Annotated in this window: 19 protein-coding genes; 8 read left to right on the plus strand and 11 right to left on the minus strand. The window is 64.7% G+C overall.

Translation table 11 applies throughout. From position 1 onward, the window contains the following. Window positions 1-97: 97 nt before the first annotated feature. The 5 genes from KQ297_RS02060 to KQ297_RS02080 form a co-directional block, all read right to left on the minus strand. Window positions 98-433, minus strand: coding sequence for a hypothetical protein (locus KQ297_RS02060; protein WP_259737963.1), 336 nt, complete (start codon window positions 431-433; stop codon window positions 98-100). A 239-nt stretch (window positions 434-672) separates the two neighbouring features. Further along, window positions 673-2,397 carry an urease subunit alpha gene (gene ureC, locus KQ297_RS02065; protein WP_259737964.1) on the minus strand — a complete coding sequence of 575 codons (1,725 nt, stop codon included), beginning with the start codon at window positions 2,395-2,397 and terminating at the stop codon, window positions 673-675. Between the two features lie 57 nt (window positions 2,398-2,454). After that, window positions 2,455-2,763 carry an urease subunit beta gene (locus tag KQ297_RS02070; protein WP_185465629.1) on the minus strand — a complete coding sequence of 103 codons (309 nt, stop codon included), beginning with the start codon at window positions 2,761-2,763 and terminating at the stop codon, window positions 2,455-2,457. Then, window positions 2,760-3,062, minus strand: a complete 303-nt coding sequence (locus KQ297_RS02075) for an urease subunit gamma (protein WP_259737965.1) — start codon at window positions 3,060-3,062, stop codon at window positions 2,760-2,762. The genes KQ297_RS02070 and KQ297_RS02075 overlap by 4 nt, the downstream gene beginning before the upstream one ends. Window positions 3,063-3,114: 52 nt before the next feature. Next, complete coding sequence (locus KQ297_RS02080) at window positions 3,115-4,005, minus strand: urease accessory protein UreD (protein WP_259737966.1); 891 nt, start codon at window positions 4,003-4,005, stop codon at window positions 3,115-3,117. A gap of 110 nt (window positions 4,006-4,115) precedes the next feature. Here KQ297_RS02080 and KQ297_RS02085 point away from each other — a divergent pair, with 110 nt between their 5' ends. The 8 genes from KQ297_RS02085 to urtE all read left to right on the plus strand — a co-directional run bounded on the left by KQ297_RS02085 (window position 4,116) and on the right by urtE (window position 11,547). Further along, window positions 4,116-4,673 (plus strand): urease accessory protein UreE, encoded by a 558-nt coding sequence (locus tag KQ297_RS02085; protein ID WP_259737967.1) that lies wholly within the window; start codon window positions 4,116-4,118, stop codon window positions 4,671-4,673. Next, entirely contained in the window at window positions 4,673-5,350 is a 678-nt protein-coding gene (locus tag KQ297_RS02090; protein WP_259737968.1) for an urease accessory protein UreF, read from the plus strand. The genes KQ297_RS02085 and KQ297_RS02090 overlap by 1 nt, the downstream gene beginning before the upstream one ends. Window positions 5,351-5,371: 21 nt before the next feature. Further along, window positions 5,372-5,980, plus strand: a complete 609-nt coding sequence (gene ureG / locus KQ297_RS02095) for an urease accessory protein UreG (RefSeq protein WP_259737969.1) — start codon at window positions 5,372-5,374, stop codon at window positions 5,978-5,980. A gap of 147 nt (window positions 5,981-6,127) precedes the next feature. After that, window positions 6,128-7,429, plus strand: a complete 1,302-nt coding sequence (gene urtA / locus KQ297_RS02100) for an urea ABC transporter substrate-binding protein (RefSeq protein WP_259737970.1) — start codon at window positions 6,128-6,130, stop codon at window positions 7,427-7,429. A 125-nt stretch (window positions 7,430-7,554) separates the two neighbouring features. Next, on the plus strand, window positions 7,555-8,712 hold the full coding sequence (urtB, locus tag KQ297_RS02105; protein WP_259737971.1) for an urea ABC transporter permease subunit UrtB: 1,158 nt from the start codon (window positions 7,555-7,557) through the stop codon (window positions 8,710-8,712). Between the two features lie 60 nt (window positions 8,713-8,772). Next, window positions 8,773-9,888: an urea ABC transporter permease subunit UrtC gene (gene urtC / locus KQ297_RS02110; protein WP_259737972.1), complete on the plus strand. Its 1,116-nt coding sequence runs from the start codon at window positions 8,773-8,775 to the stop codon at window positions 9,886-9,888. A 59-nt stretch (window positions 9,889-9,947) separates the two neighbouring features. After that, window positions 9,948-10,697: an urea ABC transporter ATP-binding protein UrtD gene (gene urtD / locus KQ297_RS02115; RefSeq protein ID WP_185465617.1), complete on the plus strand. Its 750-nt coding sequence runs from the start codon at window positions 9,948-9,950 to the stop codon at window positions 10,695-10,697. Window positions 10,698-10,830: 133 nt separating this feature from the next. Continuing rightward, window positions 10,831-11,547: an urea ABC transporter ATP-binding subunit UrtE gene (gene urtE / locus KQ297_RS02120; RefSeq protein ID WP_259737973.1), complete on the plus strand. Its 717-nt coding sequence runs from the start codon at window positions 10,831-10,833 to the stop codon at window positions 11,545-11,547. Between the two features lie 40 nt (window positions 11,548-11,587). Here urtE and KQ297_RS02125 read toward each other — a convergent pair whose 3' ends face one another. The 6 genes from KQ297_RS02125 to queC all read right to left on the minus strand — a co-directional run bounded on the left by KQ297_RS02125 (window position 11,588) and on the right by queC (window position 16,654). Then, window positions 11,588-11,863: an FmdB family zinc ribbon protein gene (locus KQ297_RS02125; protein ID WP_259737974.1), complete on the minus strand. Its 276-nt coding sequence runs from the start codon at window positions 11,861-11,863 to the stop codon at window positions 11,588-11,590. An 85-nt stretch (window positions 11,864-11,948) separates the two neighbouring features. Next, on the minus strand, window positions 11,949-13,154 hold the full coding sequence (fmdA, locus tag KQ297_RS02130; RefSeq protein WP_185465614.1) for a formamidase: 1,206 nt from the start codon (window positions 13,152-13,154) through the stop codon (window positions 11,949-11,951). A 99-nt stretch (window positions 13,155-13,253) separates the two neighbouring features. Then, a complete protein-coding gene (locus KQ297_RS02135; RefSeq protein WP_259737975.1) occupies window positions 13,254-13,754 on the minus strand; it encodes a hypothetical protein in 501 nt (166 codons plus the stop codon). A 51-nt stretch (window positions 13,755-13,805) separates the two neighbouring features. Continuing rightward, entirely contained in the window at window positions 13,806-14,651 is an 846-nt protein-coding gene (locus tag KQ297_RS02140) for an aminotransferase class IV (protein WP_259737976.1), read from the minus strand. Continuing rightward, window positions 14,652-15,989 carry an anthranilate synthase component I family protein gene (locus tag KQ297_RS02145; RefSeq protein WP_259737977.1) on the minus strand — a complete coding sequence of 446 codons (1,338 nt, stop codon included), beginning with the start codon at window positions 15,987-15,989 and terminating at the stop codon, window positions 14,652-14,654. It abuts the gene before it with no gap. Next, the gene (gene queC, locus KQ297_RS02150) at window positions 15,986-16,654 is read right to left on the minus strand and encodes a 7-cyano-7-deazaguanine synthase QueC (protein ID WP_399251028.1); all 669 of its coding nucleotides are present in this window, start codon (window positions 16,652-16,654) and stop codon (window positions 15,986-15,988) included. Before queC ends, KQ297_RS02145 begins: the two co-directional genes overlap by 4 nt. Between the last annotated feature and the right edge of the window lie 53 nt (window positions 16,655-16,707).

Here is a 16,707-nt window from a genome sequence, read left to right on the forward strand (position 1 = left end):
CTTCTTTTGCCGAAGCCTGTGGATGCGCTTCTCCTCATCCCAGAATCCACGCTGTCCCATTCAGCTGTGTTGAACTGAACCAATTCTATTGCATATTTCATAGGCTGTCAGGGAGCGCCGTAGATTTTTCGAGGTGCCCATAATGGAATAGCCTTGTGTTATCGCCTGCTATTTCAGCGAGCTTGCGGCTATAGCCAACGAAACCGGAGTCGAACCGAGAATGGTCGACAATGGAGAGGGAGTGAAGTGTGACCCAGTTGAAATGAGAGCCACGCCCAAAACTGAACAGCCCGGGCTCAAGGGCGATGATGACCAAGGCGAAGACCAGGGCCACCGCGCAGGCGATCCAAGACTCATGCCGGCGGGCTGGAGCGGCCTGATTCGTGTCTTGCGCATCGTCATCTGATGCCGTCTTCGCACGCCTGTTGGTCATCAGCGATCTGCAACCACAAGGGGAGCCTACGACCCAGATGATCCAGGAGATGCCAGAAGGCGAAGTTCTGAGCCTGCGCAGATCGACCACGACGTCCTTGTCGTTTCTGCTGAGAAGTCAGTGACTCCTCTACCATCAATCAGCGATGACACAACCAACACAGGTTGCTGCAAGCCAACCAGAAGAATCTGGAGCGCCAGCAACAAGACAGGTGCAGCGCGCTACGTCGGGGCAGGGCCTCAGAGCAGGAAGTAGAGCTGCGCCATCGGCAGCGACTCAGCCGGCTCGCAGGTGAGCAATTCGCCATCGGCGAACACCTCGTAGGTCTGGGGATCCACCTCCACCTTTGGCAGAGCGGAGTTGTTGCGCATCTCGGCCTTGCCGATGCCGCGGGTGTTCACCACCGGCACGCAGGGCCGCCTGAGTCCCAGCTTACGGGGCAGGTCGTCGTCGAGCGCCGCCTGGCTGAGGAACGTGAGGCAGCTGGGGGCAAGGGCACCGCCGAAGCCGGCGAACATCGGCCGGCCGTGCACGGGGCCAGGGGTGGGAATGGAGGCGTTGGCATCCCCCATCTGGGCCCAGACGATCGAGCCCCCCTTGATCACCAGTTCCGGTTTGACGCCGAAGAACCCTGGCTTCCAGAGGGTGAGATCGGCCAGCTTGCCCACCTCCACCGAGCCGATCTGGCTGTCGAGGCCGTGGGCGATCGCCGGGTTGATCGTGAACTTGGCCACGTAGCGCTTGAGGCGCACGTTGTCGTTGCGGCCGCGGCCCGCACCGGCGCTGTCCTCCGGGAGGGTGCCGCGCTGCACCTTCATCTTGTGGGCGGTCTGGAAGGTGCGGGTGATCACTTCCCCCACCCGGCCCATGGCCTGGGAATCACTGGCGATGATGCTGAAGGCCCCCAGGTCGTGGAGGATGTCCTCGGCGGCAATCGTCTCGCGGCGGATGCGCGACTCAGCGAAGGCCACGTCTTCGGGGATGGCCGCATCGAGGTGGTGGCACACCATCAGCATGTCGAGGTGTTCCTCGAGCGTGTTGCGGGTGTAGGGGCGGGTGGGGTTGGTGGAGCTGGGCAGCACGTTGGCCTCGCCGCAGATCCGGATGATGTCGGGGGCGTGGCCGCCGCCGGCCCCTTCGGTGTGGAAGGTGTGGATGGTGCGGCCGCCGATGGCCCGGATCGTGTCCTCCACGAATCCCGCCTCATTGAGGGTGTCGGAGTGGATGCAGACCTGCACGTCGAGCTGGTCGGCCACGGTGAGGCAGCAATCGATCGCCGCCGGGGTGGTGCCCCAGTCTTCGTGGAGCTTGAGGCCGCAGGCCCCGGCTCGCACCTGCTCCTCGATTGCCCCGGGGGTGCTGGCGTTGCCCTTGCCGTAGAAACCCAGATTCACCGGAAGCCCCTCGGCCGCCTGGAGCATGCGCGCGAGGTGAAAGGCCCCGGGGGTGCAGGTGGTGGCGTTGGTGCCGGTGGCCGGGCCGGTGCCGCCTCCCAGCAGAGTCGTGACGCCGGAGGCCAGGGCCGTTTCGATCTGCTGGGGACAGATGAAATGGATGTGGGTATCGATGCCACCGGCCGTGAGGATGTGGCCCTCACCGGCGATCGCCTCGGTGCCCGGGCCCACGATGATCGTCACCCCGTCGGTGATGTCGGGGTTGCCGGCCTTGCCGATGGCGCAGATGCGCCCGTCGCGCAGGCCCACATCGGCCTTGACGATCCCCCACCAATCCAGGATCAGGGCGTTGGTGATCACCGTGTCCACCGCCCCATCGGCACGGGAGGTCTGGGCCTGGCCCATGCCGTCGCGGATCACCTTGCCGCCGCCGAATTTCACCTCCTCGCCGTAGGTGGTGAAATCGTCCTCCACCTCCAGGACAAGCTCGGTGTCGGCCAGCCGCAGCCGGTCGCCGGTGGTGGGGCCGTAGGTCTCGGCATAGGCCCGGCGGTCCATCCGGTAGGGCATGGCTGGTGCGGGGTGCGAAGGAACAGAGAAACGGGCCTGGGGTCGGGGATCGGCGGATCAGTCGAGGGGGCCGTTGATCAGGCCGTTGAAGCCGAACACGCAGCGGGCTCCGGCCAGAGGCACCAGCTCCACGCGCCGTTGATCCCCCGGCTCGAAGCGGATCGCGGTGCCGGCGGGGATGTCGAGGCGCTGGCCCCGCGCCGCCTCCCGATCGAAGATCAGGGCATGGTTGGCCTCGTGGAAGTGGAAGTGGGAGCCCACCTGCACAGGACGATCCCCCCGGTTGGCCACCTCGATCGTGGTGACGGGCCGGCCGGCATTGAGCTCGAGACTGCCGGGCTCAGGCAGGAGTTCACCAGGGATCATCGGATCGGTTCATGCAGGGTGACGAGCTTGGTGCCATCGGGGAAGGTGGCTTCCATCTGCACCTCGGGGATCAGCTCCGGCACCCCCTCCATCACCTGATCTCGGCTGAGCCAGGTACTGCCGTCGGTCATCAGCTCAGCCACGCTGCGTCCATCGCGGGCGCCCTCGAGGATCAGGAAACTGAGCCAGGCCACGGCCTCCGGGTGGTTGAGGCGCAGGCCCCGCTGCAGCCGACGCTCCGCCAGGAGTGCTGCCGTGACGATCAGCAGCTTGTCCTTCTCCTGGGGCGTCAGGTTCATGGAGCCGATCGTTGCTCAGGCACTCTGGCAGTGCCGAGGGCGATGGGCAGGTTCAGCAGGAACGTTCGCTGCCTTGCAGGGGAGCTTCCTGAAAGGGCCACACCCGCGGCAGCTGCGGCGCTGCCAGGCCCCGCTCGGCGCGGATCCGCGCCCAGATGCGGGTGAACCACCAGCGGGCCGCCTGGGTGGAGCTCCCTCGGTAGCGGGCCACCAGCCCCTGATCGAGCCGGCCGCAGGCCATCTCCCCCTCCAGCCCGGTCCGATCGGCTCGGCAGTGCTCCAGAAGAGCTTCCGGCCCCGGCGCCGGTGCCGCCCACACCAGGCTGCCGAACACCGGCTCCCCCCCCAGCCCATGGGGGGAGCGCAGGCTCTCTCCCGCGAGCTCCAGTTGATCCGCCACGCTCCAGCGGCCCTGACGGCGCACCTCCAGGCGCGAGCGCCAGCAGCCATCGCCAAGGGTTTCGGCATCGGCACTGCGGCCGAGGCGCACCACGTCGGCACCGAGCCAGCTGGCCCCTGCGGCCAGCTCCACCCGGCAGCTCTGCTCGATCAGGCCCCCAGCGAACACCACCACCTCCTGGGGCAGCCACTCCAGATCCGCCCCTTCGAGCAGCTCGAAACTCAGCCGCTGGCGGCTCCAGCTGCCCCGGGGCGCCAGGCGGGAGCGGCCCACCGAGCCATACACCTTCTGGGCGGCGACGCTGGTGATCAGGGCACGGCTGTGGGGCCCGAGCTCGGCCCTGAGGCTCAGCTCATCCCCCCCCACCAGGCCTCCGGCCGTGTGCAGCAGAGGCAGTTCGCAGCGGCCATCCTCCCGGGCACAGGCCCGCTGGATCTTGAGAGGAGCCGTGGCTCCACCCTGATGAATGGTGCCGCGATCAGCCGTGCGATGGAACTGGAGCCTGGCTTCTGCAGACCAGGACTGGGGTGGGGCGCTCGGCATGGTGGAGTCTCGCCCCGGCTGGATCAGCACGAACCACGGAATCCTGCCGCAGCTGGCCACCGGGCATTCAGTTACAACCGCCACATGGTCAGGCCCCACGCCTCGGGAAGGTGGAGATTCGCCTTGAGGGTGACGGCACGGTGTCCACGCCCCCCGACCGCTCAGCAACGCCGCTTCAGCTTGAGCGACGCATCCCTGCCGATGCCCCGGAGCTGGGGGACTCTGATCAGGGAGGACGAGGAGGCCCTGTGCTGCATCTGGCCTTGAGCGCCCACCAGCGCACCAGCCTGCGGGGCCGCCGCCGCTCCAGCTGCGGCCAGGAGCTGTTGCTGCAACTGCCGCGGGGACCGGCCCTGGAGCCCGGCGAGCGGCTGTTGCCGCTTGACGGCAGGGTGCAGGTGGTGGTGGAGCCGGCTCCGGAGCCGGTGCTGGTGGTGCGCAGCCCGGATCCCCTGGTGTTGCTGCAGGCTGCTTACCACCTGGGCAACCGCCACGTGTCCCTGGAGCTGCGCCCAGGCGAGCTGCGGCTGCTCGAGGATGGCGTGCTGGAGGAGCTGATGCGGCAACGGGGGCTGTTGATCGAGCACCAACTGGCCCCGTTTCTGCCGGAGCCGGGCGCCTATGCCATCACCAGCCACAGCCACAGCCACGAAGGCCCTCGCCACTGATGAGCCGTACGGGACTGCATCTCCTTCAGCTGCTGAGCCCTGCCCTGCCGGTGGGGGCGTTCGGCTATTCGGAAGGGCTGGAGGTGTTGGTGCAGGGGGGAACCATCACCACCGCAAGCACCCTCCAGGACTGGCTCGAAGCCGAACTCCGGCGCGGCGCCATCGGCATCGAGGCGGCGGCCCTGGCTCCCCTGCAGGAAGCCCTCCGCCAGCATCAGCGCGGAGCCGCTCTGACGTCAGAACACGCTCTGCTCGATCTCGACGGTTGGCTGCTGGCCCAGCGGGAAGCCGCCGAGGTGCGGGCCCAGCAACGCCAGATGGGCAGGTCGCTGCTGCAGCTGCTGGCTGAACTGGGCTGGCCGCTGCAGCCTGCCGCCGAGCTCTCCTGGCCGGCGGCCTGGGCCTGGGCGGGCCTCTGCCTGGAGATCCCCCTGCCTGATCTGGTGGAGGCCTACCTCTATGGCTGGAGCGCCAATCAGATCAGTGCCGCTGTGCGCCTGGTTCCCCTGGGACCCACCCAGGGGCAGCGGCTGCAGCTGGCCCTGGCCCCGCTGCTGGTGGAGAGAGCCCGGGACCTGGCCATCTCCGATCCCCGTGAGCAATGGACGGGCGGAGTCGGCGCTGGCCTGAGCCAGCTGCGCCACGCCGAGCTTTACTCCAGGCTGTTCCGCAGTTGATCGCCCAGGCAGGCCACCACCATGAGCAAACTGCGCGTTGGCGTGGCCGGGCCGGTGGGATCCGGCAAGACGGCCCTCGTCGAAGCCCTCTGCCGGCGACTGCGCCAACAGCTGGAGCTGGCGGTGGTCACCAATGACATCTACACCCAGGAAGACGCCCAGTTCCTGACGCGGGCCGGCGCCCTCGAGCCTGAGCGGATCCGGGGGGTGGAAACGGGAGGTTGCCCCCACACCGCCATCCGCGAAGACTGCTCAATCAGTCGAGCGGCGGTGGAGGAACTCGAACAGCTCTTCCCATCGCTCGACCTCGTGCTGGTGGAGAGCGGTGGAGACAACCTTGCCGCCAGCTTCAGCCCGGAGCTGGTGGATCTCTGCATCTATGTGATCGATGTGGCAGCGGGTGACAAGATCCCCAGGAAAGGCGGACCGGGCATCACCCGCTCCGACCTGCTGGTGATCAACAAGATCGACCTGGCACCGATGGTGGGGGCTGATCTGGAGGTGATGGAACGCGACACCGAGCGGATGCGACCAGGTCGGCCCTGGTGCTTCACCAACCTTCGCAGTGGAGAAGGGCTTGCACAGGTGGAGTCGTTTCTGAGGGAACAACTGCCGGCTCACAACGCCTGAGGGGAGAGGCCAGCGAAACGCGCCGGAACTCACCTGCGAATCCACACACAGGCAGGGGCGACAAACGTTCGGTGCGATCGGATACACAGTCCCCCGGACGGCATCCGTAGGGTCCCTGCGGAATACCCTCATCTTGATCAAGCACCAATGGTTCAGAATCTCTCTCGGCGGCTGTTTGCTGGAATCGCTGCTACCGCCGTCAGCATCACTCTGGTGTCCTGCGGTGGCGGAGGCGGCGGCGACACCGCAGGCGACTTCGACGGCGAAGTCAAGGTGGGCATTCTCCACTCCCTGAGTGGAACCATGGCCATCTCGGAAACGACCCTGAAAGAGGTCGAGGAGATGGCAATCAAGGAAATCAACGAAGCCGGTGGCGTCAAGGTTGACGGCAAGTCCTACAAGATCGTCGCCGTTGCGGAAGACGGAGCCTCGGACTGGCCCACCTTCGCCGAGAAGTCCCAGAAACTGATCGACTCCGACAATGTAGCCGTCGTCTTCGGCGGCTGGACCTCAGCCAGCCGCAAGGCCATGCTGCCGGTCTATGAGGCCAAGAATCATATGCTCTTCTACCCCATTCAATATGAAGGGCAGGAGTGCTCCAGAAACATCTTCTACACCGGTGCTGTACCGAACCAGCAGGCTGAGCCAGCCGTAGACTGGCTGATGAAGACCTACGGCGACAAGCTGGGCAAGAAGGTTTACCTGGTTGGCTCCGACTACGTCTATCCACGGACCGCCAACACAATCATCAAGGAGCAGATGAAGGCTCTCGGCGGTGAAACCGTCGGCGAAGACTACATCCCCCTCGGCAACACTGAAGTTGCCCCGATCATTGCCAAGATCAAGGAAGCCTTCCCCGATGGCGGCATCATCATCAACACCTTGAACGGCGACTCCAATGTTGCCCTCTTCAAGCAGTTCAAAGCTGCCGGGATTGATCCTGAAAAGTACCCGATCATGTCCTTCTCGATTGCCGAGGAGGAAATCCGCCAGATCGGTCCTGAGTACACCACAGGCACCTACGCAACCTGGAACTTCTTCATGAGCCTGGACACCCCAGCCTCCAAGAAGTTCACCTCCGACTTCCAGGCCATGTATGGCGATGATCGGGTCACGGGTGACCCGGCCGAATCGGCCTACAACATGGTGTACCTCTGGAAGAATGCCGTTGAAAAAGCCGGCACCTTCGAAGATCTCGACAAGGTCCGCGAGACCATGATCGGCATCAAGTTTGCCGCTCCTCAGGGCGAGATCGAGATGTACCCCAACCATCACACCTCCGAGCGTGTGCTGATTGGCGAGGCTCAGGAAGACGGCCAGTTCAAGATCCTGGAAGACAGCAAGACAGCGATTCCGCCGCTGCCCTGGAACCAGTTCGTGCCCGAGACCAAGGGCTTCACCTGCGACTGGACCCAGGACCGCCCTGACGCCGGCAAGTTCAAGATGTGATGCAGCGGGAGGCCTGCATCCAGGCCTCCCCATCCGTCCTGATCGTCCCCGAGCGGCCAGTCCACTCCACCACCTCAGGTCCGGATCACTCTGGACCTGAGCCTCTCGTTCAGCCGTGATTTCCGTTGGAACTTTTCTTTTCTCAGATCCTCGACGGTCTCAGCATCGGATCGGTGCTGCTGCTGGCGGCAACCGGACTGGCCATCGTTTTCGGCCTGATGGGCGTCATCAATCTCGCCCATGGCGAGCTGATGATGCTCGGCGCCTACGTCACCTATGTCGTTCAATTCATTTTCCGTCCTATGGGCGGAGTTGTCTTCGAGCTGTATTATCCCGTTGCATTAGTTCTCTCCTTCGTGGTCACAGCCCTGGTGGGCGTGCTCCTGGAGAGAACGCTGATTCGCAAGCTCTACGGGAGGCCACTGGAAACACTGCTGGCCACCTGGGGGGTCAGCCTGATTCTGATTCAGCTGATCCGCAGCATCTCCACGGCCATGCTGCTGGGCATTCTCGTGGCCGTTGCCATTGGCTATTTCGGAAATCGTTTTCTTCACTCCAAGATGGCGGAGAAGCCCTACCTCCCCTACATCTCAGGGCTGTTCTGGGCCATCGCCGCAGTGGTTGGCCTGGTCTGCGTCAATCTTCTCTCCAGCAGTCGTGCTTTGGCAGGTGCCTGGTTCGGCCCACGCAACATTGATGTCACGGCCCCCAAGTGGCTTCAGGGAAGCTGGGGATCCATCGCAGGAATTGAACTTCCAGGACTGCGCATCTTCATCATCCTGCTCTCCGCCGTCCTGCTGCTCGCCACGGTCTGGTTTCTGAGCAAGAGCGCCTGGGGACTGCGCATCAGGGCCGTCACCCAGAACCGTCAGATGAGCAATTGCCTGGGGATTCCAACCGACAGGGTGGACAGCATCACCTTCGGGTTGGGCTCAGGCCTGGCGGGTGTGGCCGGATGTGCCATCACTCTGCTGGGATCGGTCGGGCCCAACCTCGGGGCGGCCTACATCGTCTCCTGTTTCATGGTGATCGTGCTGGGCGGTGTGGGCAATCTGCTGGGAACGGTGCTCGCCTCCCTGATGCTCGGTCTCATTCAGTCGGTGGTGGGATCGGGGTCGCTGTTGATCGTGTTCCCGGACATGCCGGCGGCAGCACGAGGGGTCGTTGAATTCTTCGCAACTACGAGCATGTCGTTGGTGCTGGTCTTCATCTTCATCATCGCCTTCCTGCAGTTCCGCCCGAACGGCATGTTCCCTCAGAAAGGGAGATCCGTTGATGCCTGAGTCAACCGCTCAACACCCCTTCCTACTGCCAATCCTTCTCCAGCCCTGGAGCCCTCAGCTGTGAAGATCTTCCGACGACTCCTCCCCTGGATTCTGCTGGCCATCGCCCTGTTCATCCTGCCGGCCATTCTCAGTGACTTCCGCCTCAACCTCTTCGGCCGCTACTTCTCTCTGGCGATCACAGCCCTGGCCATCGACCTGATCTGGGGCTACACAGGACTGCTGAGCCTGGGCCAAGGCATCTTCTTTGCACTGGGTGGCTATGGCGTGGCGATGTATCTCACGCTGAACACCGAAAGTGAAGCGGGAGGGAATGGCATCCCCAAATTCTTCGAAAACTATGGGGTCGATCAGCTGCCCTTCTTCTGGCAACCCTTCTGGTCTCCAGCCTTCACCCTGATTGCCCTCTGGCTGATCCCCGCAATCGTGGCCGGGCTTGTCGGTTATCTGATCTTCAGGAATCGCATCAAAGGCGTTTACTTCTCGATCATCACCCAAGCGGCCTTGATGGTCTTCTTCCACTTCTTCAATGGCCAGCAGAAGTTGATCAATGGAACCAATGGCCTGAAAACCAGCACCACTGAGTTGTTCGGCCAACTGGTCGGCTCAAGCGACATGCAGCTCTGGATGTACCGACTCACTGTCCTTCTTCTGCCCGTTGCCTTCCTGATCTGCCGCTATTTCACCACCAGGCGGTTTGGGGATGCCCTGATCGCCATCCGCGACGACGAACAACGGCTCCGCTTCGGCGGCTTCAATCCTGTCCCATTCAAGACCCTCGTGTTCATCGTGGCGGGGGCACTCTGTGGTGTATCGGGAGCTCTCTACACCGTTCAGAGCGGGATCGTCTCGCCCCAGTTCATGTCCATCTCGTTTTCGATCGAAATGGTGATCTGGGTGGCGGTGGGAGGCCGCGGAACGCTGGTAGGGCCGATCATCGGTGCCATTCTCGTGAACTATCTGAGAAGCCTCGTCAGCGAGGCCTTGCCGGAGTTCTGGCTGTTCGTTCAAGGGGCTCTGTTCATCTTCGTGGTCGTGCTGATGCCCGATGGCATCTACGGATGGTTCACCGGTGGCGGCTTACGGCAGCTGCTGGCCGCCTTCGGCATGGCTCCGAAATCACGCACCTATCCCCAGCTGGATGAGGAGGTGGCTGCTCTCAACGACGTGTCCTGACACCACAGCCTGGCGTTCTGCCGGAGCTTGCTTGTCCCCATCCTTTCCAGCCAGAGTCCATGACCCAACCACTTCTCGAGCTCAAGGATGTGAGCGTGAGCTTCGATGGCTTCTACGCGCTCACCGATCTCAGCCTCACCCTCAACAAAGGGGAACTCAAGTCGATCATCGGCCCGAACGGAGCCGGCAAGACCACGTTCCTGGACGTGATCACCGGCAAGGTGCGTCCCACCAAGGGAACAGTCACCTTCAAGGGCCATTCGCTGGTGGGCCTCTCCGAGCAGAGGATCTCCAGGGAGGGCATCGGCCGCAAATTCCAGACCCCCCGTGTCTTTGAGAACCTGACCGTCCAGCGCAATCTCGAGTTGTCGGCCTCACCCCACAAGAGTGCCTTCAACCTGCTGGTGGATCGGCTGCCCGTCTCCGCCAAAGATGAGGTGCAGCGCCTGATGAATTACGTGGGCCTCTCCCCCTTCGCCACCACCAAAGCCGGCTCCCTCTCCCATGGCCAGAAACAATGGCTGGCCATTGCCATGCTGGTGGCCCAGTCGCCGGAAGTGCTGCTGCTCGATGAACCGGTGGCCGGCCTGACCGATGAGGAAACCGTACGCACCGCCGAGCTGATCAAATCCCTGGCCGGCGATCACACCGTGGTGGTGATCGAGCACGACATGGAATTCATCCGGGACCTCAAAGCCCCCGTCACCGTTCTCCACCAAGGTCAGCTCCTGACTGAAGGGCCTCTGGAGAAAGTGAAGCAGGACCCACGGGTCATTGAAGTGTATCTGGGGCAAGCCGACTCCGACTGATTCACCGCCACTGCTGCACGGCTGCTGTCAGTCAGCCCCAAATCAGCCCCAAGTCAGCCCCACAGTCTCCGCACCCAGTCATCGTCACTGATTTCCCTTCACACCATCCCAACCCGAGGCGCAGCCAAGAGTCATGAGTTCCCAACCCATCCTTCAGGTTTCCGATCTGAATGTGTACTACGGACAAAGTCACATTCTTCGTGATGTGGATCTCTCGGTTCCCGAAGGGGAAATGGTCTGCCTGATCGGCCGAAACGGCGTCGGCAAGACAACCTTTCTCAAAACGATCATCGGTTTGCTTCAGCAGCGCTCCGGCACCGTTCACTACGGTGACAAAACCCTGAGCACGGAGCCTCCCTATCGCCGGGCCCGGGCCGGCATTGGCTATGTCTCCCAGGGGCGTGACATCATTCCCCAGGTCACGGTCAAGGAGAATCTGTTGCTGGGCATGGAAGCCCTGCCCGGAGGTCTCGGCAAGAATCGTCACATCGACCCTCTGGTCTATGAGCTCTTTCCGATTCTCGAGCAATTTCTGGACCGCAAAGGTGGGGATCTCAGCGGCGGTCAGCAGCAACAACTGGCGATTGCTCGAGCTTTAGTCGGCAAGCCGAAACTGTTGCTGCTTGATGAGCCCACCGAAGGCATTCAACCCTCGATCATCATGGACATCGAGCGGGCGGTGCAGCGTATCATGAAGGAAACCGGAATCAGTGTGCTGCTGGTGGAGCAGCACCTGCACTTCGTGCGCCAATCCAACTACTACTACGCGATGCAACGTGGCGGGATCGTCTCCAGTGGGCCCACCGAACAACTCTCCGATGCGGTGGTGGAGGAATTCCTGACTGTCTGAGGGGCAGGGCTGAGCCGGATGCCGGCACAGCAGCTTCGTTTCAGCAGCCCCTGGTGACCATCCAGGGCCTGGTGCCGCTCTCTTTCAACCGGGGTTTCTGGGACGGCTCCTGGGGTTTCGAGCGACTCACCAACCTGGGCTCCTTCACCTCCTGCTTGAGGCGCAGGGGGCCGGTCAAGGTCATCGGAGGAGTGAAGATCCGGCTGCCGGGATCCCCGCACTGGGGGCATTCGGTGGCCACCTGGCGGGCATCAATGCTGCGCCACACTTCGTAGTTTTCGCAGCCACGGCTGCAACGGAATTCATAGACAGGCATCGTCGATACGCTCGGATCAAGGAGAAGAACAAGAAAAATGGACCTGCCGAAGCAGATCCATCCATCAGGTGTCAATGCAGCGGTCTCAACAGGGAAGAATGTCCTTGTCGAAGATGGAGGTGGGAATGGCCAGCGTGCAGCAGGCATTGGGAATGTCAACGATTCCGCTGATTCTTCCCTCCACCGGCGCACAACTCAACAGCAGATAGGCCTGCTCACCGGTGTAGCCGAATTTCTTGAGATATTCAATGGCGTTGAGGCAAGCCCTCCGGTAAGCGATGTGCACATCCATGTAGTGCTGCTTACCTTCAAACTCATCCACCGAAATGCCCTCAAACACGAGATAATCGGTGAAATGGGGCTCAACCGGGCTGGTCTTGAACATGGGATTGACCATCCCATATTTCTCCATGCCACCCTTGATGATCTCCACATGGAGATCGAGGTAGCCCGACATCTCAATGGCCCCGCAGAAGGAGATCTCACCATCTCCCTGGGAGAAGTGGATGTCTCCCATCGAGAGCTTGGCGCCCTCCACATACACCGGGAAGTAAATCCGGGTGCCCTTGGTGAGGTTCTTGATGTCGCAGTTGCCGCCGTGCTCCCTGGGGGGCACGGTGCGGGCCGCCTCCTTGGCGACGCGATCGAAGTCAGCGCTGGGCAGGGTGCCCAGGATGGCACTGTTGGGGTTGGGCAGGGCCGCCAGCACAGGCTCACTGCCCGAGAGGCCGGCGCCGTAGGTGCGGCGGTCGGGGGCGGTGTTCACCAGCTCGGTTTCACGGCGGTTCCACTCCCGCAGCAGCTCATGGGAGGGGGCACAGCCGATCAGGCCGGGGTGGGTGATGCCCGCGAAACGGACCCCGGGGATGTGCCTGGAGCTGGTGTAGATCCCCTCGAAATCCCAGATGGCCTTGGCCGCCTTGGGGTAGTGATCCGTGAGGAAGCCCCCGCCATTCTCCTTGGCGAAGATGCCGGTGAATCCCCATTCGTCTCCCTGGAGGGCCCCCACATCGAGAATATCCACCACCAGAATGTCGCCAGGCTGAGCTCCGTTCACCCAGACCGGCCCGCTCAGGACATGGACGACTTCAAGATTCACATCGGCGATATCCTGAGGATCATCGTTGTCCTTGATCTGGCCATCGGTCCAGTCTTTGCATTCGATCCGGAACACATCCCCGGGATTGACTGAAACCACGGCTGGGATGTCGGGATGCCAGCGGTTATGGCCCGGCATCTCCTGCTGGTCCATCGGCTTGGTGAGATCAACCTTGAAAAGCGTTTTCGGCATCGAATGAAGGGCTTCAGTGCGGTTTTCACCCACATCCAACGCGAGCCCCCCGAGGGGAGCAGTGTCATCGGCTACTGGACGCCGCGCTGGGCGACCCGGTCACTGGCGGGCCGTGCTGTCGTCGAAATCACCACGGCGGCAGAGGTTGTCCCTGAGGCGAGCTGTCCAGGCCTGAGGCTCAAGATCGCCACTTCCCTCGATGCGCCCATCGAAGTGATAAAGAATCTGCCAGCGACTTTTGCCGCTCAGCTCACGGGCCTCAGCCACTTTCTCGATGGGGTAGCCATAGAGATTGTCGTAGGGGGGCCAGCCAGGGGTGTCCTCGAGGCTGCAGACCGCGTTGAGGGCATGCAGGCTTCCTTCGGCCGGCTGACCAGGCCCGTGCAGACGCACGGCACCCTTGTAGAGGCCGTTGGACACCCCGGGGCGGAAGGTCTGGGCCAGCTCCACCCGGGTACCGTCCGCTTCCACCAGCGGATCACCCAGGCTGGCGTTCTGGACAGCCACCTCCTTCGGCCCGCCGCAGGCCGAGAGCCCCGCCAGCAGCAACACCAGCCAGGGGCTCACCCCTGCCGCCTCGACCCTCCTCACGCTGCTCATCCGCTGATTTCCAGACGCTATGACAACCGCCAGCAGCCAAGGGAGGCTGGATCAGTTCTCCCCGAGCAACCGGCGCCACAACCGTTCCGGCTCGGGCCAGACCGGCAGCTCCTCCCCCTCGAGGGCCCCAATCGGTCGGCAACCGAGGCTGTTGAGCAGCAGGGCGCCGTGCCCTAACTGCGGGGCCTCAAGCGGAGCCTCCGCCTCCTGGGCCAGCCCCAGGTCGAGGGCTCTCGCCCGCATCACCCCGGGCAGGCAGCCACTGGCCAGCGGCGGGGTCCACCAGCCCCGGGAATGGCGCACCAGCAGGTTGGCGCTGGTGCCGCAGCAGAGGCCACCGGCCGTGCTCTCGAGCAGCGCCTCGTCATGACCTGCCGCGCGGGCCTCCAGCCTCGCCAGCACCGAGGCGCCATAGGCAAAGCTCTTGCAGGAGCTGAGCCGGCTTGCGGCATTGCGCCGCTCGAGGCGGCTGACCATCACCGAGACCGACGCGAATTCAGGCTGGGCGGGGCTGAGCTGCAACCAGAAGCGGCCTCCCCCGGCGGGGGGATCGAGGCCGCGGCCACCGTCGCCCCGGCTCCAGTTGAGGCGCAGGGCCCCGCAGCGGATGCCGCTGCGCTCGATGGCCCCGCAGGCCAGGGCCTCCACCCGCTCCTGCTCCGGTGGGGGCTGCAGTCGCAGCAGGGCCGCGCCCCGCCGCCAGCGCTGGAGGTGCTCCGCCAGCAAGCGGGGGCGCCCCCCCTCCACCAGCACCGTTTCGAACAGCCCATCGGCCAGTCCCAGGCCACGATCCGAGAGGGGCACCGCCAGCCTGGCCGGAGCACCCCAGCGCCCTCCGTCAGGTCCATCGATCCAGGCGATCGGGGCGGCAGGCGGCTGGATCGGATCCCTCTCCATTCAGCCCAGGGCCTCGATCAAGGGGTCCAGCTTCCAGGCCAGTTCCTCGGCCTCGGCGGCAGGGCTGGAATCGGCCACGATGCCGCAGCCGGCATGGGCGCGCAGGCGCTGACCCCGAAGCATCAGGCTGCGGATCAGGATGTTGCTGTCGAAACGGCCATCGGCCTCGAGCAGGAACAGGGAGCCGCAGTAGGGGCCCCGGGGCACGGGCTCCAGGGCGCTCAGGCGCTGGCAGGCGCGCAGCTTCGGAGCCCCGGTGATCGATCCGCCGGGCCAGCAGGCCCTCAGCAGATCCACCAGATCAGCCTCGGGGCGCAGCCGTCCCTCCACCACGGAGGTGAGGTGGTGCACCTGCCGGTAGCTCTCCAGCCCCAGCAGCTGCGGCACCTTGATCGAGCCGCTGCGGCAGACCCGTCCGAGGTCGTTGCGCAGCAGATCGACGATCATCACATTCTCGGCCCGGTCCTTGGGGCTGGTGATCAGGTCGGCGGCAGCGGCGGCATCGGCCTCCGCCCCGGGGTGGCGCGGACGGGTGCCCTTGATCGGGCGTGTCTCCACCCGACCACCGCCCAGCAGCTGCAGGAAGCGCTCAGGCGAGGCGGAGAGCACGGCCTCACCTGCTTCTCCGAGCGAGGCGATCGCCACCCCACCGAATGGGGCGGGGCAATGGCGCCTCAGCCTGCCGTAGAGCTCCAGGGGTGAGACCGGCCGGGGCAGCTGCCGTTCGCGGCAGGCCGTGAGGTTGGCCTGGAACAGGTCCCCTGCGGCGATCCGCTCCTGCAGGGCCGCCACCTGGCTGGCAAAGGCCTCCGGGCTGGTGTGCCAGTGCCACCGCCCGGGCGGCAGACCCTGGCTCGGCGGCAGCGCGCCGGCCTGCTCCGCATCTGAGGCTGCGGGGCAGGACTCGATCAAGGTCTCCATGGCGTTCAGCCGCCCGGGGTCCTCTCCCTCCAGCCAGAGACGCCGCTCGAGCAGATCGAAGCGCAGCAGCGGGTCATAGCGGGCCGCCCAGAGGGTGGCGGTGTCCGGCGCGCGCCAGTGGGCGGCCGGCTCCACCCAGGCACCCGCCTCATAGCCCAGCCAACCCAGCCACACCCCGCCGGCCCCCAGCATCCGCCGCAGGGCTTTGAAGGGATCGGCGGCCCCCGCCTCGGCGGGCAGGCCCCGACACTCCACCTGCTCCAGGGGCGCCAGGGCCAGGGTCGAGGTGCGCCCCAGGGCTGTGCCATCCCCATCCAGCCAGACCAGACCCTCCAGGCCCCGGTGCTGCGCCAGCCGGTTCACCAGGGGCCAGGGCTGCCGCCACGGCAGGGGCCGGATCAGACGCTCGGGGCTCATCCAGGGCCGCGGCTGGCCAGGTCGGGGCGGCCGGCCTCACGCAGGGCGCCATCGCGGATGCGGCAGCTGTCGCAACGCCCGCACGGAGCCTCACCTCCGGCGTAACAACTCCAGGTGCGCGCGATCGGCACCTGCAGCCGCAGGGCCTCCTGCACGATCCGGGTCTTGCTCCAGCGCACCAGGGGCGCCCAGAGCTGGGTTCCATGGCCTTCCCGTCCGGCCTTGCTGCCCAGATCCGCCAGGTTCTGGTAGGCAGCCAGGTAATCGGGGCGGCAATCGGGATAGCCGGAATAATCCACCGCATTCACGCCCAGCACCAGCCGGGAGGCGCCCTGGGCCTCCGCCAGGCTGAGCCCCAGGGCGATGAACACCGTGTTGCGGCAGGGCACGTAGGTGGGGGGGATCACCCCCTCGACCACCCCGGCGGCGGGCAGCGCGATGCCGGGATCGGTGAGGGCCGAGCCACCCCAGGCGGCCAGATTCACGGCGATGGTGTGGTGCTCGAGCAGGCCCAGGTCGCGGGCGAGAGCGGCGGCGGCCTCCAGTTCCTGACGATGGCGCTGGCCGTAATCGAAGGAGAGTCCGATCACCCGAAAGCCCGCCTCGATCGCCAGGGCCGCGGCCGTGGCCGAATCGAGGCCACCGGAGAGCAGGGCCACGGCCAACGGTGCCGCGAGGGCCGGATCCAGGGCCGCCGGGACGGATGGCAAGGGGGTGG

Origin of the sequence: Synechococcus sp. CS-205 (assembly GCF_025128255.1) — a bacterium.
Taxonomy (GTDB): Bacteria; Cyanobacteriota; Cyanobacteriia; order PCC-6307; family Cyanobiaceae; genus Regnicoccus_A.